The organism is Micromonospora sp. R311, from assembly GCF_056780015.1.
The window spans coordinates 154408-179077 of the sequence record NZ_JBSWCE010000011.1; the positions used below are offsets into that span (position 1 = coordinate 154408).

The window sequence follows — 24670 nt, forward strand, 5'->3', positions numbered from 1 at the left end:
GGTGGACGGCTACCGCGCCGGCACCCGGGTCAGCGGCGGCGCCGCGGAGCTGGCGGTCCTCTGGGTGGGCTTCCCGGCGGTCGGCGCCGGGGCGGCCGCGCTGCTCGTCCGGTTCGCCGGGTGGGTGGCCGAGCTGCCCTGGGCGCCGGTACAGAAGCTCTTCGAGGTGGTCGACCGGCTGCCCGACGCGCAGGCGGGCATCGGCGGGCTGGCGGTCGGCGCGCTGGGCGGTCTCGCGGTCGCCGCCGTCGGCACCGCGGAACGGCTGATCGTCACCGTCTCCGTCGAGCGGGTCCGGCTGCGCCGTGGCGGCACGGAGCGGGACGTCGAGCGGCGGGCGGTGCGCGCGGTCTTCGTCGACGGCAAGGATCTCGTGCTGCTCGGCCCGGATGATGAGGAGGTGGCCCGGGAGCGCTTGGATCTGTCGGCCGGGCGGCTGGCCACCGCCTTCCGCGAGCACGGCTGGCCGTGGACCGACGGCGACCCGCACCGGGACGCGTACCGGCGGTGGGTGCCGGGGCTGCCCGGGCTGCCCGGTGGCGCGGACGCGCTGCTGCGGGCCCGCCAGCGCGCCCTCGAGTCGGACCGCGGCGGCGAGGCCCGCGAGCTGCGCGCGGAACTGGCCCGCTGCGGGGTGGTGGTGCGCGACGACGGCAGGCGCCAGTACTGGCGGCTGACCCGATCGGCGGTACCGGGGCCGGACCCGGCCACTTCCGGGGAGCGGGAGGTCGACGACCGGTAGCGTTGCTGACGACGGGGCCCTGGGCGCGGGGAGCGCACGATGACCGAGCAGCAGCCGTACCGGGTGGTGGCGCGACAGCCCGGCTTCGAGCTGCGCCGCTACCCGGCGCACCTGGTGGCCGAGGTGCAGGTCGAGGGGACGTTCGAGCGGGTTGCCGCCGAGGCGTTCCGGCCGCTGGCCGCGTACCTCGCGGGCGCCAACCGGCCCCGGGCGGCGGGCGCGGACGGTCCGGTGGCACAACGGGCCGGGCCGGAGACGATCGAGATGACCGCGCCGGTGGTACAGGAGGAGGGGGATCGCCCGGGCTGTTGGCTGGTGCGGATCGGGCTGCCGGCCCGGTTCACCGCCGCCACCCTGCCCGAGCCGGCCGACCCCCGGGTGCGGACGCGGGAGATCCCCGCGCAGCTCGCCGCCGCCATGCGGTTCGCCGGGCGGTGGACGGCACGGAAGTTCGACCGGCGGGCCACCGCGCTCGGCCGGGCGGTCACCGCCGCCGGGCTGCGCCCGGCCGGCGCGGTCCACTACGCCCGCTTCGACCCGCCGTGGAAGCCCTGGTTCCTGCGCCGCAACGAGGTCGTGCTCCCGGTAGCCGAGTAAACCGGCCCGCGCACCCCCACCGGTCGGGGGAGCCAGGGCCGCGCACCCCGGAGCCGGTCTCCTCGTTGGAGATTTGCGCGTGCCGGGCCCGGGTATCGCAGGACGCGTCCCGCGCCGGGCGGGACGGGAAGGGGGACGACGATGACCTCCGGAGGCAGCGCCGCGGGCAGCGGCATCTTCCGTCGTAAGCCGGTCGACGAGATCGCCGACACCAGCGAGGAACAGCTGTCCCGGACCCTCGGGCTGTGGCAGCTCACCGCGATCGGCGTCGGCGGCATCATCGGCGCCGGCATCTTCGCCCTGGCCGGCGCCGTGGCCAGCGAGACCGCCGGGCCGGCGGTGCTGGTGTCGTTCCTGATCGCCGGCCTGGCCAGCGCGGCCGCCGCGCTGTCCTACGCCGAGTTCTCCGGCATGATCCCCAAGGCCGGCTCGGCCTACACCTACGGCTACGCCGTGCTCGGCGAGGCGGTCGGCTGGTTCATCGGCTGGGACCTGCTGCTGGAGTACACCGCGATCGTGGCGGTGGTCGCGATCGGCATCTCCGGCTACTTCAACTTCCTGGTCGGCGAGCTGGGGCTGGACCTGCCGGCCTGGATGCTCGGCGCGCCGGGCACCGGCGACGGGCACGTGGTCGACCTCTTCGCGGTGGTGCTCTGCCTGCTGATCGCGTTCCTGCTCAACCGGGGGATCAAGACCGCCGCCCGGTTCGAGACGTTCGTCGTCGGGCTGAAGGTCGCCGTGGTGCTGCTGGTGATCGTGGTGGGCTTCTTCTACGTCAAGACCGCGAACTACTCGCCGTTCTTCCCGTTCGGGCTGAGCGGGGCGTTCACCGGCGCGGCCACCGTCTTCTTCGCGGTGTTCGGCTACGACGCGATGAGCACCGCCGCCGAGGAGTCCCGGGACGCCCGCCGGCACATGCCGAAGGCGATCATCTACTCGCTGGTCATCTCGATGGTCCTCTACGTGCTGGCCACGCTGGTGTTGACCGGCATGCAGAACTACCGGGACATCGACCCGGAGAGCGGCTTCTCCTCCGCCTTCGCCTCGGTCGGCCTCTCCGGGCTGGCCAGCGTGATCGCGGTGGGCGCGATCATCGGCATCCTGACGGTGATGTTCACCTTCATGCTCGGCGTGACCCGGGTGTGGTTCTCGATGAGCCGGGACGGCCTGCTGCCCGGGTGGTTCGCCAAGCTGCACCCGGTGCGCCGGGTGCCGAGCCGGGTGACCTGGATCGTCGGGGTCGGCTCGGCGTTGATCGCCGGGTTCCTGCCGATCCGGGAGGCGGCGGAGCTGACCAACATCGGCATCCTGCTGGCCTTCGTGGTGGTGTGCATCGCGGTGATCGTGCTGCGCTACCGCCGCCCCGACGCGCCGCGTACGTTCCGGCTGCCGGGCATGCCGGTGGTGCCGGCGATCGGCGCGCTCTTCTCGGTCTGGCTGATCACCTTCCTGGCCCCGGAGACCTGGCTGCGCTTCGCGGTCTGGTTCGTGATCGGCGCCTTCATCTACGCCTTCTACGGCTACCGCCGGTCGGCGCTGGCCCGGCGCGGCCCGTCCGGCCCGGCGGGACGGTCGGGGCGATAGCCGAGGGCGGGCGGGAAGGCCAGCAGCAGCGCCATCCCGAGGCCGGCGACCACCCCGGACAGCGAGTACAGCACGTCGGAGTCGGCGCTGTTGATGGCGGTGTTGCCGGCCAGCGCGGTCAACGGCGCGCCCGGGTTGGCCGGGAGCGTCCCGACCACGATGATCAGCAGCATCGCGTACGGGCCGAGCAGGGCCGCCAGGGCGGCGAGGGCATGCCACCGCCGGACCGGGCGGCCGTCCGGCCAGTCCCAGGCCAGCAGGGTGACCCCGGTCAGCAGCACCGCGCCGAGCAGCATGCCCGGCAGGATCCGCGGGCCGGGTGGAACCGCCCGCACCAGCAGGACACCGGCGGCGGCCGCCGCGCCGATCCCGACCGCCAGCCGCTGCCGGGCCGGGTGCCACCCGGGGGCCGCCGCCAGCGCGCAGCCGAGGGTCAGGGCGAGCAGCAGCAGGCTGGTGAGGACCGCCGCGCGGTCCAGTTCCGGCTCCCGGTCGGTCGGTGACTCGATGCCCGCCGCGATCAGCACCAGCATCCCGGTGACGCAGGCGGTGGCCACCAGCGCCCGCCGGTCCCGGCCGCCGAGCTGCCGGCGTACGGCGAGCAGGGCGGTGGCGGCGACGGCCGCGCAGCCGGCGACGGCGAGCAGCACGGTGAGCCCCGCGCCGGTGGGGTCGGCCCGGTCGACGGCCACGTCGGCGGCCAGCCACGCACCGCCGAGCAGCACCGCCGGCACGGTCCACCGCCGGTTGCCGCCGCCGGCCAGCACGAGCCCGGCCACCACCCCGACGATCGCCACGAAACGCAGGTCGCGGGCCCAGTAGGCGTTGTTGCCGGGCAGCGCCTCCGGCCACGGCCCGATTTGCTCGGTCAGCGGTTGCAGGACGGTCATGCCGAGCGCCCAGAGCACCGCCGCGACGGCGGCGAGGAGGACACCGGCGGGGCGTACGGTGCGCATGGCCGGAACCCTAACCGGCCGTCGGCGCGACCGACGTCCCCGAACGGCCGTGGGCCCGCACCGGAGAACCGGTGCGGGCCCACGGGTTATGGGGTGGTGCTATCGCTTGTTGCCGGTGTTGGTGACCCGGAAGGTGTAGTCCGCGTCGAGGTAGGTCAGGTCGCCGGTGGGCAGGTTGGAGATCAGCACGGCGAAGTCGTCCTGATTGCCGTTGGCGCACCTGGTCCGCAGGCCGGCGGCGGTGAACTCGTCGCCGGTGTAGCGGTAGACCCAGTTGCCCGCGCCGTCGGTGCTCTCCCCCGCCGACGTCGTGCCGGGCGTGAGGTCGCAGTGGGCGACCAGCTGCACGGTCCAGTTGTTGTCCTGCACACCGGTGGTGGCGAACCACTCGCCGGCCGCCGAGGTGACGGTGGCGGCGGCGCCGTTGACCCGGACGTCGTCGACGAACCAGCCGGTGTCCAGGTAGGCGGCGTCGGTGGAGTAGCGGAACCGCACGTCGGTGGCGCCGGCCGGCAGGTCGGCGGTGAGGTGCACGTAGACCGGGTCGTCGACGAAGTACGCGCCGCCGGAGGTGCCGGTCAGGCCGTTGCCCTCGGTGTTGTTGCCGTGCGGGTCGGTGTCGGTGGTGACCACCTGCCCGGCGTCGTCGCGCACCGGCACGGTCACCCAGTCACCGCCGACGAGCGCCTCGACGAAGCCGTAGTCCCAGCCTTCCTCGATGAAGTACCAGCTCCAGAAGTCCAGCGAGGTGACCGGGCCGGAGGTGGTGACGTCGAGGATGTTGTCGGACTGGCTCTCGTAGCCGGCGTACCAGTGGGTGGTGCCGGTGTGCGGGGCGATGACCGTCTCGTCGTCGCCGTCGAAGGCAACCGCGACGGTCGGGCCGGGGTTGCGGAACCGCTCGACCGACATGCCGAACGGCACGGCGGTGGTGTCGGGCCGGTTCTTCAGCCGCGCCCACTTGGCCTCCGGCGTGGCGCCGTTGTAGCTGCCGCGGCCGCCCCAGAACACGTCGTCGGCGATGTCCATCGTCCACGACGTGTCGGCCGGGTCGCCGAAGTTGAAGGCCTTGATGTCGTAGACCGGGGAGTCCTCGTCGTCCAGGTAGACGGCGACGGACCAGTCCCGGAACAGCGCCTCGGCGCTGCGCAGGTTCGCGCCGGTGGCGGCGTTGAAGGTGTCGATGGCGTTCTGCACGCCGGTCATCCCGTCGGCCTGCTCCTCGAAGATCGTCTTGATCAGCAGGTCACCGGCCCGGCCGTCGTACTGCTTGTCCGGGGTGAAGGTGCCGTCGCCGTTGCCGCCGGCCTGCTCCCAGAGGTACTGGAAGTAGGTGAACGCGGCGCCGTAGTTGGCCAGCGTGCCGCCCCAGCGGGTCAGCGACGTCTCCTCGTAGAACACCTGGTGGTTGCTCAGGTGCGAACCGCCGGCGTCGAGGCCGTTGAGGAAGATGGCGAAGTCGGCCAGGCCCTCGTCGACCCAGGAGAGCTCGCCCGGGTCGCTGTAGTTGTGCAGCAGGTGCTCCAGCTCGTGGGCGACGGTGCCCTCGTACAGCTCGGGGCGGTCGTTGGCCGGGTTGGCGTCCCGCCAGGGCGAGTCGTTCGGCCCGACCCGGTTGGCCCAGTCGAGGGCGTCGACCACGATGACGTTCATCCCGCTGCTGTCGATGAAGTCCGGGGCGAAGTAGCCGGCGGTGTAGGAGGTGACCGCGCAGTCGTAGTAGGCCTCGTCCTGGACGTTGTAGATGACCATGACGAGCGAGTCGCTGGCCGGCTCGTCCGGGTCGGCGGCGTCCATCGGCCCGAAGTGTTCCTCGTCCACGGCGACGATCTGGCCGGCCAGCTTGTCGCCGACGTAGTTGATCTGCGCCTGGGTGAGGGTGAACTGCGCCGCGGTGGCGGTGGCGCACGGGGTGAACCCGTCGGCCGGGTTGTGGTCGAACTGCGGATCAAGGCTGGCCACGCCGGCCGGTGCGGTGCCGTCGAGCGGGGTGCCGGCCGGGACGTAGATGTAGACCGGGGTGCCGTCGGGGGTGGTGTTGGCGTACGCCCGGGTGAAGTTCTGGCTGTAGGTGCCGCCGGCCGCGCTGTCGTTGATTGGCAGCGTGATGGTCGGCTCGCCGGGAAGGTTCTCGTGGTCGTCTGCGTGGGCCGGAGCCGAGACCGTGAAGGCCAGCGCGGTCACGCCCGCCAACGCGGCCGCGACCCGGCTCGGTCGTCTCATTCGCACGCGGTTGCCTCCTGCGGGTGAGCCGGGCGGATCGGGCCGCCCAGACCGTCCATGTAACACTCTCGGGCCCTGTGACGCTGCGGCCGGACCGCAGCTGACCAGGGAATACCCCTCCCAGGAGAGCACTTCGGACGGTCCGATGCGAAGTCACCTCGGGTCACAACTGCGTCACGAACACGAGTCAATCCGCCGGCCGTGGCGGCGGGCGGCGGGCGGGCGACGATCACCAGGGGCCGCGCCGACCGCCGGCCCGGCCACCGAGGTCAGCCGCCGGCGCGCAGCCGCTCATCGAGCGCGTCGAGATCGGGCACGAACCAGATGTGCTCGGCGCGGTTCGACTCCTGCACGAGGGCGCGCAGCGCCGAGCTGGCGGCGAGGTGCCCGGAGATGTCGCCGACCACGGCCATCCGCAGCCGGTAGTTGACGAACTTCTGCATGACCTCGCCGGCGAAGCAGGTGCCCAGGGAGAAGAACCGCCCGTCCAGCCGGCTCGCCGGAACGGCGACCACCTGGGCGCCGAGGAAGGCCGCGCCGATCAGATCCAGCGCATCCTGTTCGGTCGCGATCGTCGGGCCGGCCGGGTCGCACACCAGCACCGGCACCCCGGCCCGCTGTTGCAGCACGTCAGGCATCATCCTCGCCCTCCCCCGCCAGCAGGCCGTTGTCGCCGTCGAGCACGGCATCGACCAGCCGCAGCAGGTCGGCGGTGGCGGTCGCGCCGCCGATGATCACGATCTTCATGCGGTTCCGTTCCTCGTCGTGGACGGTCTGGACGCGCAGCGGTCGCCCGGAGTCCCGGCCGGTGTTCACCGCGGCCAGGACGAGCGTGCCGAGCCGGTCGGCCGCGGCCCGGTCGACGCCCTCGACCTGCACGATGCTCGACACCTCCACCGGCACCACGGCGGTGGGACGGACCGGCTCCGGCCGCCCGGTCAGCGCGTCGAGGTCGGCGCGGGCGATCCGGTACTGCTTGCCGATCCGCACCGCCCTGAGCCGGCCGGCGCGGATGTAGCCCCGCACGGTGCGTACGTGCAGGCCGAGTCGCTCGGCGACCTGCTCGACCGAGTACATTTCCTCACTCATCGCTCCCTAACTTACCCGCAATAGGGAATGATAGGGAAGTTGGCGGTGTTGGTATGGCGGGCGTCACGGCTCGGCGTGACGTCGGGCGCGCGGGGCGACGGCCCGGGCGCCGACTCCCTAGGCTGGGCGGCACCCGCACATCGAGGAGGTCGCCATGGACCGCTACGTCGCCCTGCTGCGCGGCGTCAACGTGGGCAACGTCCGGATCGCGATGGCCGACCTGCGCCGGCTGGTCACCGACCTGGGGCACGACGACGTGAAGACGTACCTGCAGAGCGGCAACGTGGTCTTCGGCAGCACGGTGCGCGACGCCGGAAAACTGGCCCGGGGCATCGAGGGGGCGATCGCCGGCGAGCTGGGGCTGACCGTGCCGGTGCTGGTGCGCGGCGGCCGGGAACTGGCCGCGGTGGCCGGCGGCAACCCGTACGCGGAGCAGGAGGGTGACCCGACGAAGCTGCTGGTCGCCTTCCTGGCCACCGCGCCCGCGAAGTCGGCGGTGACCGCGCTGACCGTGCCCGGCGGTGAGCACGTCGCGTTCACCGTGACCGGGCGGGAGGTCTACCTGCACTACCCCGAGGGCGGGTACGGCCGCTCCAAGTTCACCAACGCCTACCTGGAGAAGAAGCTGGGCGTGGTGGCCACCACCCGCAACTGGCGGTCGGTGCGGACCCTGGCGCAGATGTCGGCGGGCTGACGACCGGGAGTGGGCGGCCCACCGCCCGCCCACCCCCGACCCCCGGTCAGAAGTGGTACGCGGTGCCGTACTCGGGGACCAGCACCCGGCTGCGCGGCGACACCCGCCGGATGGTGGCGATCAGCTCGTCGAGGCGCCTGCGGTCGTTCGGCGCCACCGGCACCGGGTTGCGCAGCTCGGTCTCGAAGTTGTCGAAGTGCACCGGCACCACGACCTTCGGGTGGCCCAGCGCCGCGAGCAGCCGGTCGGCGTAGTCGGCGGTGACGGTGGTGGCCGGCAGCGCCACCATCGCCACGTCCGGGGCGAGGCCGGTCAGGTTCCGCTCGGCGAAGTCGCTGGCGCCCATGAAGAACACCGCCGGGCCGCCGTCGACCCGCAGCTGGTAGGCCAGGGTGTCGCCCTCGGGCAGGTCGGCGATGGTCGTCGGCTTCGGCGGCGGGCTGACCCGTACCCCCGGGAAGGCCAGCGAGTAGGACAGGTTGCGGCTGTGCAGCGCGGCGACCACCTCCACGGTGTAGCCGTCGAAGTCGAGCACCTCCCCGCCCTTGACCGGGCTGAGCTGCCCGGACGGCACCCCGTACGCCAACCCGAGGTGGTAGGCGGTCAGCGTGCCGAACACCCGGGCGCCGGTGCGGCCGGCGATGTGCGGGACGTCCATGTAGTGGTCCCAGTGGGTGTGCGTGACGAGCACCGTCTCGGCCCGGTCCGCCAGGGCGTCGACCACGTCGGTGCGGACCTCCAGCGGGGTGGACTGGTTGAAGGCGCCGGAGAACAGCCCGGTGTCGAGGCGGCTCAGGTAGGGGTCGACCAGGACGGTCCGGTCGCCGATGTCGACCCGCCATCCCGACGTACCCCACCAGCGGAAGCTGACCGGGCCCCGGCGCCGGCCGGCCGGTGCGGCGGCGACCGGCGCGGTGGCCGGCGGCGCGGCCTGCGCGGGGGCGGCCAGGGCAGCGCCGGTGAGCCCGGCGGTGGAGACCAGGGCGGTGCCGGCGGCGGCGTCCCGGAGGAAGCGGCGGCGGTCCAGGTTGGGCATGCGGAACTCTCCCGTCGTGGTGCTGATCGGTTCGGCGCCGAGCCAACCAGCGCCACCGCCGCCCGGTCCAAGATCGGTGGCCGAAACGGTCGATATCCGCTGCGATATCAGGCCAGGTCAGAGCCGGGCCGACGAGCCGGACCCGGTCGGAAAATCACGCGTCGCGCAACGCCTCGACCGCCGTCCGGGCGGCCTCGCCCATGGCCAGGTCCACGTCGATGCGCCGGGTGGCCAGGTCCGCCACCCGGGCGAAGACCGCGACCGCGTACCGGCCGCCGTCGGGGTACTCGGCCACCCCCGCCTCCAGGTGCAGCCCGGGCAGGCTGCCGGTCTTGCCGGCGACCCGCACGCCCGGCGGGAAGCCGGCGGCGAGCCGGGTCCAGAACAGCTGCCGGGCCATCCACTCCCGGACCATCGCGCAGGCCTGCGCCGGGCCGGCCTCGTCCCGCCAGATCAGGCCGAGCAGCCGGGTGATCTCCCGCGCGGTGCTCGACGTGGTGTGCGCCGGGTCGAAGACCCGCATGGCCCGGACCCGCTCGGCCGGCAGGGTCGGGAAGATCCGGGCGAAGTCCGCCTCGGTACGCGCGCCGACGTCGGCGAGCATCGTCTCGGCGAGCTGCCGGGGGCCGCCGACGATCCGGGTGCGGGACAGCCCCAGCTCGGCGGCGAGCATCGGCAGCAGGTCCGGGCCGACCCGGCGCAGCAGCAGGTCGGCGGCGGTGTTGTCGCTCACCGACATGGCGAAGTAGGCGAGGTCGCGCAGCGACACCTCGGCGTCGTCGGCGCAGCCGGCGATCCCCCAGCCGCCGAGCCGGTCGCCGGCGGTCACCAGCACCCGCTCGCGGGGGTCGAGCTGACCGGCGACCACCTGCCGGGCGAACTCCAGCACCAGCAGGATCTTGAAGATCGAGGCGATCACCACCTGCTCGTCGGCCCGGACCGCCACCTCCCGGCCCCCGGGTGCCGGGCCGCCGCCCGGCCCGTCCCCCGCCGGCCCGGCCAGCTCGACCACGTGCAGGTTGGCGGTGACTCCCACCCGGCCGAAGATCTCGTCGATCCGCTCCCGCACCGTCACAGCAGGGACGCTAGCGGTCACCGGGGCCCGGGCGGGGCGGCGGGTGGCCCGTCCCCCTGCCGTAGCCTGCGGCGGTGGACCTGCTCCGACACCTGCGGCACTTCGTGGTGGTCGCCCGGGAGCTGCACTTCGGGCGCGCCGCCGAGCTGCTGGGCATGGCGCAACCGCCGCTGAGCCAGTCGATCCAGCGGCTGGAGCGGGAGCTGGCGGTCGAGCTGTTCGACCGGTCCCGCCGCCAGGTGCGGCTGACCACCGCCGGTGAGCTGCTGCTCGCCGAGGCCGAGGAGCTGCTCTCCGGCGAGCGCCGGCTGCGCAACGTGCTGCGGCAGGTACGCGAGGGCGCGCTCGGCGTGCTGCGGGCCGGGGTGCCGCCGGAGACGCCGGCGGTGAGCCTGCGCGAGCTGCTGGACCGGCTGGCCGACCGGGCGCCCGGCCTGGACGTGGAGCTGCACGAGCTGACCAGCGGCGAGCAGGAGCGGATGCTCGCCGAGGGGCGGCTCGACGTGGGGCTGCTGCACCATCCGGTCGCCGACGACGGGCTGCGCTTCGGCACGGCGGTCGACGTACCGCTGGGGGTGCTGCTGCCCCGGACGTCGCCGCTGGCCCGGGCCCGGGAGGTCGAGCTGGCCGCGCTGGCCGGCCTGGACCTGGTGGCCGCGCCCCGGGCCACCGCGCCGGGCTGGCACGACCACCTGCTCGACGTCTGCCGCCGGCACGGGTTCGCGCCGGCGCGGGTGCGCCCGGCCCGCAACCCGGAGTTCCTCTTCGGGCTGGTGCTGGCCGGCGGCGGGGTCGCCGTCGAGCCGGCGGCGCTGGCCCGCCGGGAGCCGCGGATCGCCTGGCGGCCGGTCGCCGGCCCCCCGCTGGTCAAGCGGACCTCGGCGGCGTGGCCCCGCCGGGCCGCGCACCCGGCCGCGCCGCTGGTCGGGCAGCTCGCGGCCGAGGTGCTGGCCGTCGCCGACCCGCCGGCGGCGCCACCGGCGGTGCCGGCGCCGCGGCCGTGGCGGGTGCTCTTCGACGCTGCCGGCTGAGGTGGGGATCACCGGTGAGAAACCCCGGCCGCGGGGTACGCGGACAGCTGGCAGACGGTACGTGGAAGCGCATCCGCGACCCGGCGACGACCGGCGAAGGAGCCGCAATGGCGAACACGATCCCCGACATCACCCTCAACGACGGCAACACCATCCCGCAGCTGGGCTTCGGGGTGTTCCAGATCGAGCCGAAGGACACCGTCGCGGCGGTGCGCAAGGCCCTCGAGGTCGGCTACCGGCACATCGACACCGCCGAGATGTACGGCAACGAGGCCGAGGTGGGGCAGGCGATCCGGGAGAGCGGCGTGGACCGCGGCGAGGTCTTCGTGACCAGCAAGCTGAACAACGCCTTCCACCGCCCGGACGACGCCCGCAAGGCGTTCGAGTCGACGCTGGCCGAGCTGAAGACGGACTACCTCGACCTGTTCCTGATCCACTGGCCGCTGCCCACCCTGTACGGCGGTGACTTCGTCTCCACCTGGGAGGCCCTGACGGAGTTCCAGCAGGACGGGCGGGCGCGCTCGATCGGCGTGTCGAACTTCCAGGTGGCCCACCTGGAGCGGCTGGCCGCCGAGGCCCGGGTGGTGCCGGCGGTGAACCAGGTCGAGGTGCACCCGTACTTCGGCAACGAGGAGGTGCGCCGGTACGGGCACACGCACAACATCCTCACCGAGGCGTGGTCGCCGATCGCGCAGGGCAAGGTGCTCGGCGACCCGACGATCGTCGACATCGCCGCGGAGGTCGGCCGGACGCCGGCCCAGGTGGTGCTGCGCTGGCACGTCCAGCGCGGCGACATCGTCTTCCCGAAGTCGACCACCCCGGCCCGGATCGAGGAGAACTTCCAGATCTTCGACTTCCAGCTGGACGACGTGACGATGGAGCGGATCACCGCGCTGGACAGGGGCGAGGCGGGGCGGCAGGGGCCGAACCCGGACACCTTCGACTACCTCCCCGCGTAACGGAGCGGAACGCGTCGGCGCTGCTGGGAAGGGGGCCCGTGCGGGCCCCCTTCCCGTACACGAAAGGACCACGCCGCCGCGATGATGCGCCGCCGTACCCCGCTGTTGCTCCTGTCGGTGCTGGCCCTGCTCGGTTCGGCGGCCTGTGGCCCGGTCGGGGCCGCCGAGGCGCCCCGCTGGTCGGCGCCGGTGTCGGCTTCGCCGACCGCTCCGGCGCCGCAACCCGCCCCGACCTCCACCGCCGAGGTCCGCACCCGGGTGAAGGCGGCGATGCTCGACCTGGACGCGACGTTCCACCCGGAGACCGCGGAGTTCACCGAGGAGAACAGCGAGGCCTGGAAGCTGATCTCGCTGTGCCGGGACAGCCTGCCCTCGGACCGCAAGCGCACCGCCTACCGGGAGCGGGTCTGGGACGGAGAGACGGTCTGGATCCGGCAGTACGTGGTCGGCTACCTCAAGGTGCCCGGGCGCAAGCTCGCCGACGAGTTGCGGGCCGTGCTCAAGACCTGCAAGAAGTACGAGGTGCCGAACGACGGGCGCACCTCGGAGATCGTCCGGCCCACTCCCCCGCCGGTGCCCGAGGGCCCGGACACCATCACCTTCTGCGAGAAGCTGATCGGCCAGGCCACCCGGCACCAGTGCACGCTGCTGCTGGTCCGGGGCAACTTCGTGCTCCAGGTGGACGCCTCGGCGAACGACGGTGACCTGGCCGCCGGCAGCGAGTTGCTTGCCAAGATCGCTCCGCTGGCCACCGCCGCGCTGCAGCGGGCCGGCTGAGCACCCGCCGCGGGGCGGGCGCGGCCCGGGGCCACGCCCGCCCGTTCCCCTCGGCGGTGAACCCCCCGCTCAGATACGGCCCACCGAGTCCTGGTTCTGCAGCACCAGCCAGCGGCCGTGTTCGTAGGTGTAGCTGAGCCCGATCAGCAGCGGGACCCGGGTTCCGGTCGCGGGCACCGCGTACACGGAGTCGAAGAGCACGAACCCGGTCCGGCAGCCGACCACGGTCCGCTTGGCGATGTGGAACGACTGGGTCCACGAGTCGTCGGCGAAGAAGTCCCGCATCCACTCGACGGTCGCCGCCTTGCCGTCCAGCACCTGCCCGTCGGCGGCGAAGATCGCGGTGACGTCGGGGTGCAGCAGCGCGGCGAAGCCGTCCAGGTCACGGCGGGCGGTGGTGTCCACGTACGCCCGCACGGCCCGGTCGAAGGCGCGCTCGCACCCGTGGTGGGCCGCCGCGTCGTCGGCGGCCGCCGCGTCGCCGGGCGCGGCGGCCGAGATCGCGGCCGGTGCCGTGGCGAGCAGGCCGGCGGCGAGACCGGCCAGGGCGATCGCGCGGCCGAGTTGGCCGGCGGCGGAGGCGGGTGGGCGCATCGGATGCTCCTTGTCGACGAGGTGGTCTGCGCGGCAGCCAACCGGGGGTGCCGCACGGGCCGGTAGTGATTCGAGCCGGCTCGAATGTCCCCCGCCGATCGACAGCGCCCGCTGTACGATCCGCCTGTGCTGGTCGCGCATCTGGACGGCCCGAGCCTCGCCCGGCTCCGGTTGGCGGTCTCGCCGGCGTCGGAGGTGACGTCCTGGCTGCGGGCCGCGCGGTCCCGGTTCGGCCATCCGGTGCACGGCGATCCCGGCCCCACCGCCCGGGCCGCGTTGCGGCACCCCGATGCGGCCCTGGCCGCGAGCCTGGTGACGCCGGCCGGTCGGGGCGGCTACACGCCGGACCTGCTCACCCCGAAGCCGCCGCTCGGCCCGCTCGACACGGCCTTCGATCACCAGGTGGCGGCGACCGCCGCGACGCCGGCCGACGAGGTGGTCGTGCAGGTGGCTGCCCGGTTTCCCGACGGCGGGATGCCGGTGGAGGTCCGGGCGGCGGTGGAGGAGGGCAGCCTCGCCCGGCGGGTCGCCGCGGGCCTGTGGGAGTTCTGGCGGGCCGCGCTCGCCGACCAGTGGCCGGCGCTGCGGGCCGCGCTGGAGGCGGAGCTGGGCCGGCGGGCCACCGCGATGGCGACCGCCGGGGTGGGCAGCGTGCTGAACACCCTGCACCCGAAGGTGGGCTGGACCGGCCGGTCACTGACCATCGACAGCTCGTACCGGGGCAGCACCGAACTGGCCGGCGCGGAGCTGGTGCTGGCGCCGTCGGCGCTGGCCTGGCCGCAGGTCTGGACGCAGCTCTGCGACCAGGGCAACGCGGTGCTGGTCTACCCGGTGGGCGCCGGCCGGGCGGACCGGCGACCGGCGGGCCGCCTCGGTGACCTGCTCGGCGCCAGCCGGGCGGCGATCCTGGCCGACCTGGACGTGCCCCGGTCCACCGGCGAACTCAGCGGCCGGCACCGGCTGGCCCCGGCCACCGTCTCCTACCACCTGGGGGTGCTGCTCCGCTCCGGGCTGGTGGTCCGCGACCGGGACCGGCACACCGTGCTCTACCGGCGGTCCGCCCACGGCGAAGGGCTGGTGGGCGGCGGCCCGGGTCAGCTGCCGACGCGCTCGGCGAGCCGGCGGGAGGCCGCAGGAACGGGGTAGGTCGCGGTCATTGGACCGGCTCCTAGCAGGACACCCGCCCGATCCCGGCGGTCGGCGGTCGGTCATTCCGCGCAGGTTCCGGATCTTTTACGCTGGTGGGGGCCGACAAGTCCGGGTCGTCCGTCGTCCGTTCGCGGGATGGCCGGGTCGACTTTCAGCCGATCATGAGTAGAGTGATCTGGCTATCCGCACCCGTGCACTCCGAGGAGGCCGGCGATCGTGCCCGAGAGGTCGACCGCTCGTTCCACCGATGTGGCGACCGGATACTACGACGATTCCGCCAGTGGATCAGACAGCTGGATCTCTCGGCGGTCGCGGCTGGCCGCGCGTGATTCCGACTCGTCCGACGAGTGGCAGGAGGCTGGCTCGCCGCCATGGCGCGAGGAGCCGTACCAGCCCGGGAGCGCGCACGAGGAGTACGAAGGGCGACACGCACGGCACCGGGCACACCAGCAGTACGAGTACGAGGACGAGCACGAGCAGTACGACGGGGCCTACCGTCGACCTGAGCACGCGTACCGGCGGTCCGACCCGCTGGCCTACCCGCAGCCGGGGTACCACGAGCCCGACCAGGCCTATCAGGAGGAGTTCCAGGCCCAAGAGCCGTACGGACCGGCCGACGCCTACCCGGTCCGCGAGGACGCGTACGTCGCTCAGCAGGAATGGCACACCCGGCCGGAGGACCACACCCGCGGGGCGTATCCGCGCGACGATTACGCCGGCCGCGTCGAGTACCGCCACGATGGGGCCGACGCGCGGGCCGCCGAGACGGACGAGGACATCCGGCCCCGAAGGAGGCACAGCCGGGAGCTTGACACCCGCCCGCGGCCGGCCAACCGGCGCCGGCTCTGGCTCCCGGTCGGCGGGCTCGCGTTGGGGGCGCTGCTCTGCACCGTGGTGTTCCTGTGGGATTCGGGTCGGTCGCCCGAGGCGGGGTTGCCGGTGTCGGCGGCCACCACCCCGACGGAAGCGTACGAGGAGCCGAGTGCCCTCGCGGAGCCATCGGCGCCGCCGAGTTCGGCGACGGCGCCGAGTTCCTCCGCCCCGCCCAGCGCCACACCGTCGGTCACTGCTTCCGCCTCGCCGAGCGCCACCCCGTCGGTGACGGCTTCCGCCTCGCCCAGCACCACACCGTCGGTCACGCCGGCGCCGACCCAGAGCCCGGTTCCGGTCCTGCTGGGTCCGTCGGGCGGCCGCGGGGTGGAGAACATGGTCCAGCGGTACTGCGACAGGCATTCCGGGGGCTCGGCCGACCCGCGTAACGACGGCCGTTGGCAGTGTTCGAGGCTCTTCTCATCGTCCATCGTCGACATGGACGTCGCCTGCCGCGACACGTACGGTTCGGGCGCCTTCGCGCGGACGTCGGACCCCGACGATGCCTACGCCTGGCGGTGCTACCGCTGACAGCCGGCGGTCGCGCTGGCGGGCCCTCGGCTCCGCTCCGGCCGTTCCCGGGCGACGGGCCCGGTCAGCCGGGCGTGTCCACGCGCTCGGCGAGCCGGCGGAAGACCGCCGCGGTGGATGAGCCGGGTTCGGGGACGTAGACGATCAACCGCTGGTCGGTCTCCGGCACGTGCAGCACCCGACACTCGAACTCCAGCGGCCCGAGGTCGGGGTGCGGCACGCGCTTGACGATCGGGCGGCGTTCCGCCACGTCGTGCTCCGCCCACAGCCGGGCGAACCGGGGTGAGGTGCCGAGCAGCTCGGTGACCAGCTCCGCGAGGCCCCGGTCGCCGGGGTGGCGTCCGTAGGCGGCCCGCAGTTCGGCGACCGAGGTGCGGGCGAAGCGCAGCATCTCGGGGTCCCAGTGCCCGTCGTCGGACGTCCGGAACATCCAGCGGATCATGTTGCGGTCGGCCGGGGGTACGGCCGCCAGATCCCCGACGAAGTAGCTGGCCAGCCGGTTCCAGGCCAGGATCTGGTAGCTGGCGTCGACCAGATACGCCGGGGTCTCGGTCATCGCGTCGATCAGGTGCCGCAGGCCGGGGCCGACCTCCCGGCTGGGTCCGGCGGCCGGCGGCGGGCTCTCCCCGGCCACCCGGAACAGGTACTCGCGCTCGTCCCGGGTGAGCAGCAACGCCCGGGCCAGCGCGGCGAGCACCTGCCGCGACGGGTGGGGGCCCCGGCCCTGCTCCAGCCGGACGTAGTAGTCGACCGACATGCCGGCCAGCTGGGCCACCTCCTGCCGGCGCAGTCCCGGGGTGCGGCGGCGCACCCCGTCGGGCAGGCCGACCTCGGCCGGGCGCAGCCGGGCGCGGCGGCTGCGCAGGAACGTCGCCAGTTCGTCGCGGCGCAGGCCGGTGCTGGTCATGTCGTCAAGCTTGCCCCAGCCGGTGGCGGCGAGGGTGGTACCGCCGGTCCCAGGCTCGGCCGGTCTCTCCTGCGGAGCCGGCCGCGCGGGCAGCGTCGAGGGCATGACGACGAACATGATCGCCCTGGTCACCGGGGCCAACAAGGGAATCGGCCTGGCCACCGCCCGGCAGCTCGCCGCGCGGGGGATGACCGTGCTGGTCGGCGCGCGGGACGCCGAGCGGGGCCGGGCTGCGGAGCGGGAGCTGCGGGCCGGCGGCGCGGACGCCCGGTTCGTGCCGCTGGACGTCACCGACGCCGAGTCGGTGGCGGCTGCCGCCAAGCTGGTCGAGGAGGAGTGTGGCCGGCTCGACGTGCTGGTCAACAACGCCGGCATCGTGCTCGGCGACGGCCGACGAGGGCTGCCCAGCGAGACCACCGTCGAGACGCTGCGCCGGGTGTACGAGACGAACGTCTTCGGGGTGGTGGCGGTGACCAACGCGCTGCTGCCGCTGCTCCTGCGGGCACCGGCGGCCCGGATCGTGAACGTCTCCAGCGAGGTCGGCTCCATCGCCACGATGACCGATCCCCAGGGGGTGTTCTTCGCGCTGACCGGGGTGCCGTACCCCTCGTCGAAGGCGGCGCTGAACATGGTCACCGCGATGTACGCCAAGGAGCTGCGGGACACCCCGGTCAAGGTGAACGCCGCGAACCCCGGCTACTGCGCCACCGACCTGAACGGCCACAGCGGATTCCGCAGCGCCGAGCAGGGCGCCGAGGTGAGCGTGCACCTGGCCACGCTGCCCGCGGACGGCCCGTCCGGCCAGCTCTGGGGGCACCTCGCCGACGGCGGCGGCGGGTACGGCGTACTGCCCTGGTGAGGGTTGACCTCGAGTGCGCTCCAGCATCGAGGCTGGTCCCCGACCGCCCGCTGACGGGCCAGGTGAGAGGGGACAACCGTGAGGTACCGCACCATCGGCATTGACCCGAAGACCCGCCGCGAGGTGAGCGTGCTGAGCCTCGGCGCCATGCTGTTCGGCACGGCCACCGACGAGGCCACGTCGTTCGCCATCCTCGACCGGTACGTCGAGGCCGGCGGCACCTTCATCGACACCTCCGACAACTACGCGTTCTGGATGAACGGCGGCCAGGGCGGGGAGAGCGAGGAGCTGCTCGGCCGGTGGCGGCGCAGCCGCGGGGTCGGCGACGAGGTCGTGGTCGCCACCAAGCTCGGCGCCCGGCCGCTCGACCCGGGCACCAGCTACGTCGACAACCCGGAGGGGCTGTCGGCGAGGGTGATCCGGGAGTCCGCGGAGCGCAGCCGCGAGCGGCTCGGGATGGCGAAGCTGGACCTGCTCTACGCGCACATCGAGGACCACCGGGTGCCGCTGCGGGAGACCGTCGAGGGCTTCGCCGCGCTCGTCGCGGAGGGCACCGTCGGCCTGCTGGGGGCGAGCAACCACCGGGCGTGGCGGGTGGAGCGGGCCCGCAACCTGGCGGCCGCCGCGGGGCTGCCCGGCTACGAGGTGCTCCAGTACCACCACACCTACCTGCACCGGCGCACGGACCTGCCGAGCGAGCTGGACCGGGACGGCGACGTGGGCTCGGCCGGCCCGGACCTGCTCTCCTACCTGCGGGCCGAGCCCGCGCTGGCCCTGGTGGCGTACTCGCCGCTGGCGCGGGGCGGCTACACCCGCCGGGACAAGCCGCTGGGCGAGGCGTACGACCTGCCGAGCGTCCCCGGTCGCCTGGCCGCGCTCGAGGCGGTGGCCAAGGAGACCGGGGCGACGGTCAACCAGGTGGTGCTGGCCTGGCTGATCGGCGCCGAGGTGCCGGCGATCCCGCTGGTCGGGGCGTCCTCGGTGGCCCAGCTGGACGAGTCGCTGGCCGCCGTGGACCTGGAGCTGACCGCGGAGCAGCGGGCCCGGCTGGACGGGGCGCGCTAGCGGCGCCCGCTCTGTGATGTGGCATCATAGTGATGCACACTCACTATGAGAGCAGGTAACGATGTCGGACAGGGACCGGTTCACCACCGCGCTGGACCGGGTGCTCGAACTGGTCGTGGTGCTCAGCGACGACATGAGCCGCGGCCTGGCCCGGGAGGGGCTGACCACCTCCCGGGCCACCCTGCTGTGGGAACTGCGCCGCAGCGGCCCGGTGACCCAGCGGGAACTCGCCAGCGCCCTGGGGGTCAGCCCCCGCACCGTCACCGGGCTGGTCGACGGCCTGGTGAGCACCGGTTTCGTCACCCGCGAACCGCACCCCACCGACCGGCGGGCGTTCCTGGTCACCTTCACCGAGCAGGGCGCCCGCACCATCGAGGCGATGGAGCGGGACCAGCGGGGCTTCGCCGACCTGCTCTTCGGCGGGATGCCCGCCGAGCGGCTGGACTGTCTCGTCGCCGGGCTGGACGACATCCTCGGCCGGCTGCGCGAGCAGGGCCTCTCCCACGAGATCCGCGAGGAGGATCAGTGATCGCCAAGGCCTGGAAGCTGCTGCGCTTCGCCACCCGCTACGAGATCGGCATGTGGCGCAGCCTCTACCGGTGGATCTTCCGCCGGCCGGAGCAGCTGCACCCCGACGACCGGACGTTCGGCTACAGCGGCGCGGTCATGACGCTGATGTGGATCTTCATCATCCTCTCCGCGGTGGAGATCCCGATCTTCGAGATGATCCTGCCCTGGGAAGTCGTCAGCAACATCGTCCTCGGCCTCGGCATCTACGGCCTGTTCTGGATGTTCGGCCTGCTCGCCAGCCTGAAGGTGCACCCGCACGTGGTCGGCGAGGCGGGCCTGCGGATCCGCAACGGCATCACCCTCGACATGACCGTGCCCTGGTCGGCGGTCGAGCGGCTGCGGGTCCACCGGCGCTCGATGCCGCCGGAGGGCAGCGTCCAGGTGGAGCGCAACGGCGACGACGTCACGGTGAGCCTCGGCATGGCCAACCAGACCAGCGTCGACCTGCTGCTGCGCGAGCCGATCGAGGTGCCGACGCGCAAGGCGCGCGGCGAGAAGGTCACCGAGCTGCGGTTTCACGCCGACGACCCGGAGGCGCTGGTCGAGGCGGCCAACGCCCGGTTGCTGGCCCACCGCCCCGACCCGTCGGGGCGGGCGGCGGCCTGAGGCCCGGATGCTTCCCGCTGCGCCCGGCGCGGCAGGGCCGACCCGCCGCCACGGCTCACCCGGCGAGGTCGAGCCGCCAGTCGTTGGAGCGCATCAGGTGCCCGGGCGGAAACTCGAACTCGGTCTCGCCGAGCAGGGTGAAGCCGGCCTTGCGGCAGACCGCGTTCGACGGGGCGTTGTCGACCGACGGGTAGGCGTGCGCGAAGCGGTGGGTGCGCCGGGCGCGGGCCACATCGACCGCCGCGCGCACCGCCGCGGTGGCCAGCCCGCGCCCCTGGTGCCCGGGCAGGATCGCCCAGCCCAGCTCGTAGACCTGCTGGCCGCGCCACTCGCGTTCCCAGTAGCCGACGCTGCCCACCCGGGTCCCGTCGGGCAGCACCACGGCGTACATGCAGCCCTTGCCGGTGTCGCCGAAGCGCACGTAGCGTTCGTGCCGGGCGAGGACCTGCTCGTCGGTCTCCGGGCCGCCGGTGTGCACCCGGATCTCCGGCGCGTTGAGCTGCCGCAACAGGTCGAGGTCGTCCTCGCTCCACGGCGCGATGCCTACGTCGGTCATCCTGTCCCCCCGATTCCTTCCGGCGCATTCAAACAGCCACCACCGACACTCCGGCGCCGGAACGCGCCGACGCCTCGCGGGGCCGCTAGTTCCGATCTAGCGGGCAGCCGGCCGGCTTCTCGCGCCTGACGGGTGGGACCGGAGCGGCCGGGAGGAGGAACCATGAGCCCACTGCGAATCGCCGTGATCATCGGCAGCACCCGCGAGGGGCGGGCGGGCGACCGGATCGCCCGCTGGTTCGTCGACCAGGCGGACGGGCACGACGGGTTGGCGGTCGCCGTCGTCGACCTCGCCGACTACGACTTCCCCGCCGGCTACCCGGCGGAGCCGACCCCGGCCATGCGGTCCTTCGCCGAGCAGGTGGGCCGGGCGGAGGCGTTCGTCGTGGTCACCCCGGAGTACAACCACAGCTTCCCGGCCTCGTTGAAACAGGCGATCGACTACGCGTACGACGAGTGGCAGGCGAAGCCGGTGGGTTTCGTGTCGTACGGCTGTGGTTCGGTCGGCCTGCACGCGGTCGACCAGCTCCGGACCGTCTTCACCGCCCTGCACGCCGTCACGATGCGCGACGTCGTCGGCGTCGACCTGCTCTGCGGTGAGCCGACGCCGCTGGCCACCGACCAGCTGCGCCGCTCCGCCCGCGTCCTGCTCGACCAGCTCTGCTGGTGGGGCCTGGCACTGCGCGACGGCCGCGCCGCGCGCCCGTACGTCTCCTGACAGTTACGCCAAGGAAGGTAGGGATCATGAGTAGACGCAGCACCGGCCCGGCCATCGAGGCCGAGGGCCTGGCCAAGTCGTTCGGGGACACCCGGGCGCTCGACGGCCTGGACCTCACGGTGCCCGCCGGCACCGTGTACGGGGTGCTCGGTCCCAACGGCGCCGGCAAGACCACGGCGGTACGGGTGCTGGCGACGCTGCTGCGCCCGGATGCCGGGCGGGCGCGGGTGTTCGGCCACGACGTGGTTCAGCAGGCCGACGCCGTCCGGGCCCGGGTCAGCCTGACCGGCCAGTACGCCTCGGTGGACGAGGACCTGACCGGGCTGGAGAACCTGATCCTGCTCGGCCGGCTGCTCGGCCACAGGAAGCCGGCCGCCCGCGAGCGCGCGGAGAGCCTGCTCGCCGCGTTCGGGCTGACCGAGGCGGCCGACCGGCAGGTCAAGAAGTACTCCGGCGGCATGCGGCGGCGCATCGACATCGCCGCCAGCATCCTCAACACCCCGGACCTGCTGTTCCTGGACGAGCCGACCACCGGCCTGGACCCGCGCAGCCGCAACCAGGTGTGGGAGATCGTCCGGGCGGTGGTGGCGCACGGCACCACGGTGCTGCTGACCACGCAGTACCTCGACGAGGCCGACCAGTTGGCCGGCCGGATCGCGGTGGTCGACCACGGCCGGGTGATCGCGGAGGGCACGCCGGGCGAGCTGAAGTCCTCGGTCGGCTCCGGCACCGTCCACCTGCGACTGCGCGACGCGCACCAGCGGCCCGAGGCCGAGCGGCTGCTGCAGACGGCGCTCGGCGTGCCGGTGCAGCTCGAACCCGACCCGGTGGCGCTGACCGCCCGGGTCGGCGGCGACGGCAGCGACCTCGACGCCAGCGAGCAGGCCGCCCGGGTGCTCGGCGACCTGGCCCGCGCCGGCATTGTGGTGGACAACTTCTCCCTCGGCCAGCCGAGCCTGGACGAGGTCTTCCTGGCCCTGACCGACCACCCCGCCGTGCCGGCCGACGAGCGGGACGAGCAGCTGGAGGCAGCCCGATGAGCAGCAACGCCACCACCACGACCGGGCCGGCCCCGACGGTCTACGTACCGTCGGCGGAGGCGCTGTCGACCGTCCTCGCGCCCGGCGCCCGGCCACCGCGCCCGAGCCCGCTGTCGGCGTCGCTGACCTTCGGCTGGCGCGCCATGCTGAAGATCAAGCACGTGCCGGAGCAGCTGTTCGACGTGACGGCGTTCCCGATCATCATGGTGCTGATGTTCACCTACCTGTTCGGCGGCGCCCTCGCCGACAGCCCGCGGGACTACCTGCAGTTCTTCCTGCCCGGCATCATGGTGACCAGCGTCGTGATGATCACCATGTACACCGGGGTCGGCCTGAACACCGACATCGAGAAGGGCGTCTTCGACCGGTTCCGGACGCTGTCGGTCTGGCGGCCGGCCGCGCTGGTCGGCATGATCTTCGGCGACGTGCTGCGCTACGTGCTGGCCGCCGTGGTCATCCTCGGGGTCGGGCTGGCGCTGGGCTTCCGCCCCGACGGCGGGCTGCTCGGCGTGCTGGGCGGCATCGGCCTGCTGGTGGTCTTCTCGTTCGCGTTCTCCTGGGTGTGGACGTTCTTCGGCCTGGTCCTGCGCAGCGAGAAGTCGGTGATGGGGGTCAGCATGATGGTGCTGTTCCCGCTGACCTTCCTGAGCAACGTCTTCGTCGAGCCGGCCACCATGCCCGGCTGGCTGCAGGCGTTCGTCAAGGTCAACCCGATCACCCAGCTGGTGGCCTCGGTGCGGGCGGTGATGTCGGGGGCGTCGGACCCGTCGAGCACGATGTGGACGCTGGTGTGGAGCGCCGCGTTCGTGGTCGTCTTCGGCACCCTGACGATGTACCGCTACAACCGCCGCTGATCCCGCTCTGCCCGACGGGCGTCGCCACCTCGGTGGCGGCGCCCGTCTGCGCCATCGGGCTGCCTCAGCGTCACCCCGGGCGCTCGGTCCGGGCCCAGGTGGGCGGGTTCCCAAACAGCGCCATCATCCAGCGTTCGCCTGCCCACTCCACGTTGTAGCGCCAGGTCATGCGCGGGGATGGCCGGCGACCACCATCGACAGCGCGTAGACCGCCGGAGCCAGCGAAGTCCACGACACGTCGGACAACATCCACCCTCGACCGCCGTACGTCGCGATCTGCTTGGCCGCGTCCCCCGGGTAGGCGTCGCCACCGAGGTGCTGGCGCAGCCCGGCTCGTCTTTCGCCTGCAGCAGCGACACGTACTCCTTCGCACAGCCACGGAGATTCGCCGGGTCCGGATTCGACGACTCGTCCGCACCGATGCTAACGCTCCGTGTCACGTACGTCCCGCACCCGCCGAGGAGCCGCTGCCCTTCCAGTTGAACTAAATTTCTTGTGAATCCTGCGGACGACCACCGAGACGCCGAGGGTCGCTCCTGCGGCAACTGAAAGGAACGCTGTCGAAGCTACCGCATTCACAGCGAATGCGGTTGCCGCAGACACCGTACGCGCTCGAAGGGGTTCGCCTTTCGAATTCGCCAAGCTCTCAACGGCGCCCAGGCCGCCTGGTAGCCATATGGGCGAGGAGAGCACAGCCAGCATACTCGCCCCAAGACCGTATGTTCCGATCTTCTCCTTTGCCACGCCGTAGCGGAGATCACGGAGAAGCGCCCTCCTCGTCAGTGCCCCTGCTGTCGCCTTACGCTGCTGCTCGAGCAAATCACGCAACTCATCATGCGCCACTTGATCATAGCTGGTTCCAGGGTCGGCACGTCCCGGCTCACTGCTCGCACCAGCGGCGGCTGCGGCTTCCCGCTCGTTCTTATACACCTGCTGCCAGATCGACGCGAGGAGTGCGCCGTTTCCTAGGAAACCACCAACCGTCAGCGCGAACCCCAGCTCCCTCAATGACGTCGTAGTCATGAGCGCAATACCGCCGGCTATTGCTGCAAGATGAAGCGAGATAAAATTCTTGGCGACCTGTTGCGCACTCCACCGCAAATGCAGTCGCGTCGGCCCAAATTTGAGCAATAAATCCGTTTTCCTCAATGCCTCTGCCTGCTTTTCGAGCCGCCGGAGCCGCCGGACATCCAACTTCCGGTTCTCGCTCTCGCGCAGGCGACCCTGCGCCACCTCAATCTCGGAGTAAAGTTTACGCAGCTCCTCTGTCTTGTTTGGCGGCGGTCGATAATCTCCCATTTCGCCTCCTGCGGTGTTGAGAGTCTTAGAGGCTAGCTGGGGAACGCAAGTACTCACATCGGCGGTCGGGGCAGCCAGGCGAAGCTCTAGTGCGGTGTCCACTAACGTTCACCGGGTGTCCGGTGGGTGTTGTGGATCCTCACCCTGATAGGTGAGCGACTCCCCGCCGGGTGGTGGGGCGGGCCTCCGCGGGCCAACTGATCCTCGCGCCGCCCGTGGGCGGCGGGGGTCACGTCGGGACTGGCCGGCGCCGGGGAGGTGCCGGCCGGCTCGACGGTGCGTGACCACCT

The 24670-nt window shown here is 72.8% G+C and carries 26 protein-coding genes; 16 read left to right on the forward strand and 10 right to left on the reverse strand.

Features of this window, described 5'->3' with window-relative positions; all coding sequences use genetic code 11:
• Position 1: 1 nt before the first annotated feature.
• The 3 genes from AC1WTP_RS12180 to AC1WTP_RS12190 all read left to right on the forward strand — a co-directional run bounded on the left by AC1WTP_RS12180 (position 2) and on the right by AC1WTP_RS12190 (position 2923).
• Positions 2-742: a YqeB family protein gene (locus tag AC1WTP_RS12180; RefSeq protein WP_481649334.1), complete on the forward strand. Its 741-nt coding sequence runs from the start codon at positions 2-4 to the stop codon at positions 740-742.
• Between the two features lie 39 nt (positions 743-781).
• Positions 782-1339, forward strand: coding sequence for an SOUL family heme-binding protein (locus tag AC1WTP_RS12185; protein WP_481649335.1), 558 nt, complete (start codon positions 782-784; stop codon positions 1337-1339).
• Between the two features lie 141 nt (positions 1340-1480).
• The gene (locus tag AC1WTP_RS12190) at positions 1481-2923 is read left to right on the forward strand and encodes an amino acid permease (RefSeq protein ID WP_481649336.1); all 1443 of its coding nucleotides are present in this window, start codon (positions 1481-1483) and stop codon (positions 2921-2923) included.
• Here AC1WTP_RS12190 and AC1WTP_RS12195 read toward each other — a convergent pair.
• From AC1WTP_RS12195 to AC1WTP_RS12210, 4 genes are all read right to left on the reverse strand, one after another.
• Complete coding sequence (locus AC1WTP_RS12195) at positions 2860-3879, reverse strand: hypothetical protein (protein WP_481649337.1); 1020 nt, start codon at positions 3877-3879, stop codon at positions 2860-2862. The genes AC1WTP_RS12190 and AC1WTP_RS12195 overlap by 64 nt on opposite strands.
• Positions 3880-3978: 99 nt before the next feature.
• Positions 3979-6102: a hypothetical protein gene (locus tag AC1WTP_RS12200; protein WP_481649338.1), complete on the reverse strand. Its 2124-nt coding sequence runs from the start codon at positions 6100-6102 to the stop codon at positions 3979-3981.
• A 269-nt stretch (positions 6103-6371) separates the two neighbouring features.
• Positions 6372-6740 (reverse strand): DUF4180 domain-containing protein, encoded by a 369-nt coding sequence (locus tag AC1WTP_RS12205; protein ID WP_481649364.1) that lies wholly within the window; start codon positions 6738-6740, stop codon positions 6372-6374.
• Positions 6733-7191, reverse strand: a complete 459-nt coding sequence (locus AC1WTP_RS12210; RefSeq protein ID WP_481649339.1) for a helix-turn-helix domain-containing protein — start codon at positions 7189-7191, stop codon at positions 6733-6735. The genes AC1WTP_RS12205 and AC1WTP_RS12210 overlap by 8 nt, the downstream gene beginning before the upstream one ends.
• Before the next feature lie 154 nt (positions 7192-7345).
• Here AC1WTP_RS12210 and AC1WTP_RS12215 point away from each other — a divergent pair, with 154 nt between their 5' ends.
• A complete protein-coding gene (locus tag AC1WTP_RS12215; RefSeq protein ID WP_481649340.1) occupies positions 7346-7885 on the forward strand; it encodes a DUF1697 domain-containing protein in 540 nt (179 codons plus the stop codon).
• 46 nt (positions 7886-7931) lie between these two features.
• Here AC1WTP_RS12215 and AC1WTP_RS12220 read toward each other — a convergent pair whose 3' ends face one another.
• Both AC1WTP_RS12220 and AC1WTP_RS12225 read right to left on the reverse strand, forming a co-directional pair.
• Complete coding sequence (locus AC1WTP_RS12220; protein ID WP_481649341.1) at positions 7932-8921, reverse strand: MBL fold metallo-hydrolase; 990 nt, start codon at positions 8919-8921, stop codon at positions 7932-7934.
• A gap of 154 nt (positions 8922-9075) precedes the next feature.
• Positions 9076-9996, reverse strand: coding sequence for a serine hydrolase (locus tag AC1WTP_RS12225; RefSeq protein ID WP_481649342.1), 921 nt, complete (start codon positions 9994-9996; stop codon positions 9076-9078).
• 74 nt (positions 9997-10070) lie between these two features.
• On the opposite strand from AC1WTP_RS12225, the gene AC1WTP_RS12230 reads away from it, so the two are divergent.
• The 3 genes from AC1WTP_RS12230 (at position 10071) to AC1WTP_RS12240 (ending at position 12763) form a co-directional block, all read left to right on the forward strand.
• Positions 10071-11027 carry a LysR family transcriptional regulator gene (locus AC1WTP_RS12230; protein ID WP_481649343.1) on the forward strand — a complete coding sequence of 319 codons (957 nt, stop codon included), beginning with the start codon at positions 10071-10073 and terminating at the stop codon, positions 11025-11027.
• Positions 11028-11134: 107 nt separating this feature from the next.
• Positions 11135-11986: an aldo/keto reductase gene (locus tag AC1WTP_RS12235; RefSeq protein ID WP_481649344.1), complete on the forward strand. Its 852-nt coding sequence runs from the start codon at positions 11135-11137 to the stop codon at positions 11984-11986.
• An 81-nt stretch (positions 11987-12067) separates the two neighbouring features.
• Positions 12068-12763, forward strand: a complete 696-nt coding sequence (locus tag AC1WTP_RS12240) for a hypothetical protein (RefSeq protein WP_481649345.1) — start codon at positions 12068-12070, stop codon at positions 12761-12763.
• Positions 12764-12832: 69 nt separating this feature from the next.
• Here the strand turns inward: AC1WTP_RS12240 and AC1WTP_RS12245 are convergent, their stop codons facing one another.
• Positions 12833-13357, reverse strand: coding sequence for a nuclear transport factor 2 family protein (locus AC1WTP_RS12245; RefSeq protein ID WP_481649346.1), 525 nt, complete (start codon positions 13355-13357; stop codon positions 12833-12835).
• A 126-nt stretch (positions 13358-13483) separates the two neighbouring features.
• On the opposite strand from AC1WTP_RS12245, the gene AC1WTP_RS12250 reads away from it, so the two are divergent.
• Positions 13484-14503 (forward strand): DUF5937 family protein, encoded by a 1020-nt coding sequence (locus AC1WTP_RS12250; protein ID WP_481649347.1) that lies wholly within the window; start codon positions 13484-13486, stop codon positions 14501-14503.
• Between the two features lie 219 nt (positions 14504-14722).
• Positions 14723-15907, forward strand: coding sequence for a hypothetical protein (locus AC1WTP_RS12255; protein ID WP_481649348.1), 1185 nt, complete (start codon positions 14723-14725; stop codon positions 15905-15907).
• A 64-nt stretch (positions 15908-15971) separates the two neighbouring features.
• On the opposite strand, the gene AC1WTP_RS12260 is transcribed toward AC1WTP_RS12255, so the two are convergent.
• A complete protein-coding gene (locus AC1WTP_RS12260) occupies positions 15972-16814 on the reverse strand; it encodes a helix-turn-helix transcriptional regulator (protein WP_481649349.1) in 843 nt (280 codons plus the stop codon).
• A 103-nt stretch (positions 16815-16917) separates the two neighbouring features.
• On the opposite strand from AC1WTP_RS12260, the gene AC1WTP_RS12265 reads away from it, so the two are divergent.
• From AC1WTP_RS12265 to AC1WTP_RS12280, 4 genes are all read left to right on the forward strand, one after another.
• Positions 16918-17673, forward strand: a complete 756-nt coding sequence (locus tag AC1WTP_RS12265) for an SDR family oxidoreductase (RefSeq protein WP_481649350.1) — start codon at positions 16918-16920, stop codon at positions 17671-17673.
• A 78-nt stretch (positions 17674-17751) separates the two neighbouring features.
• Positions 17752-18738, forward strand: a complete 987-nt coding sequence (locus AC1WTP_RS12270; RefSeq protein ID WP_481649351.1) for an aldo/keto reductase — start codon at positions 17752-17754, stop codon at positions 18736-18738.
• Positions 18739-18799: 61 nt separating this feature from the next.
• A complete protein-coding gene (locus tag AC1WTP_RS12275) occupies positions 18800-19267 on the forward strand; it encodes a MarR family winged helix-turn-helix transcriptional regulator (RefSeq protein WP_481649352.1) in 468 nt (155 codons plus the stop codon).
• Entirely contained in the window at positions 19264-19914 is a 651-nt protein-coding gene (locus tag AC1WTP_RS12280) for a PH domain-containing protein (RefSeq protein WP_481649353.1), read from the forward strand. Before AC1WTP_RS12275 ends, AC1WTP_RS12280 begins: the two co-directional genes overlap by 4 nt.
• A gap of 55 nt (positions 19915-19969) precedes the next feature.
• On the opposite strand, the gene AC1WTP_RS12285 is transcribed toward AC1WTP_RS12280, so the two are convergent.
• Positions 19970-20470, reverse strand: coding sequence for a GNAT family N-acetyltransferase (locus AC1WTP_RS12285; protein WP_481649354.1), 501 nt, complete (start codon positions 20468-20470; stop codon positions 19970-19972).
• A 162-nt stretch (positions 20471-20632) separates the two neighbouring features.
• On the opposite strand from AC1WTP_RS12285, the gene AC1WTP_RS12290 reads away from it, so the two are divergent.
• The 3 genes from AC1WTP_RS12290 to AC1WTP_RS12300 are packed head-to-tail and all read left to right on the forward strand — an operon-like array spanning position 20633 to position 23081.
• Positions 20633-21187, forward strand: coding sequence for an NADPH-dependent FMN reductase (locus AC1WTP_RS12290; protein ID WP_481649355.1), 555 nt, complete (start codon positions 20633-20635; stop codon positions 21185-21187).
• A gap of 26 nt (positions 21188-21213) precedes the next feature.
• Positions 21214-22227: an ATP-binding cassette domain-containing protein gene (locus AC1WTP_RS12295; protein WP_481649356.1), complete on the forward strand. Its 1014-nt coding sequence runs from the start codon at positions 21214-21216 to the stop codon at positions 22225-22227.
• On the forward strand, positions 22224-23081 hold the full coding sequence (locus tag AC1WTP_RS12300) for an ABC transporter permease (RefSeq protein ID WP_481649357.1): 858 nt from the start codon (positions 22224-22226) through the stop codon (positions 23079-23081). The genes AC1WTP_RS12295 and AC1WTP_RS12300 overlap by 4 nt, the downstream gene beginning before the upstream one ends.
• A gap of 423 nt (positions 23082-23504) precedes the next feature.
• Here the strand turns inward: AC1WTP_RS12300 and AC1WTP_RS12305 are convergent, their stop codons facing one another.
• A complete protein-coding gene (locus AC1WTP_RS12305; protein WP_481649358.1) occupies positions 23505-24380 on the reverse strand; it encodes a hypothetical protein in 876 nt (291 codons plus the stop codon).
• Between the last annotated feature and the right edge of the window lie 290 nt (positions 24381-24670).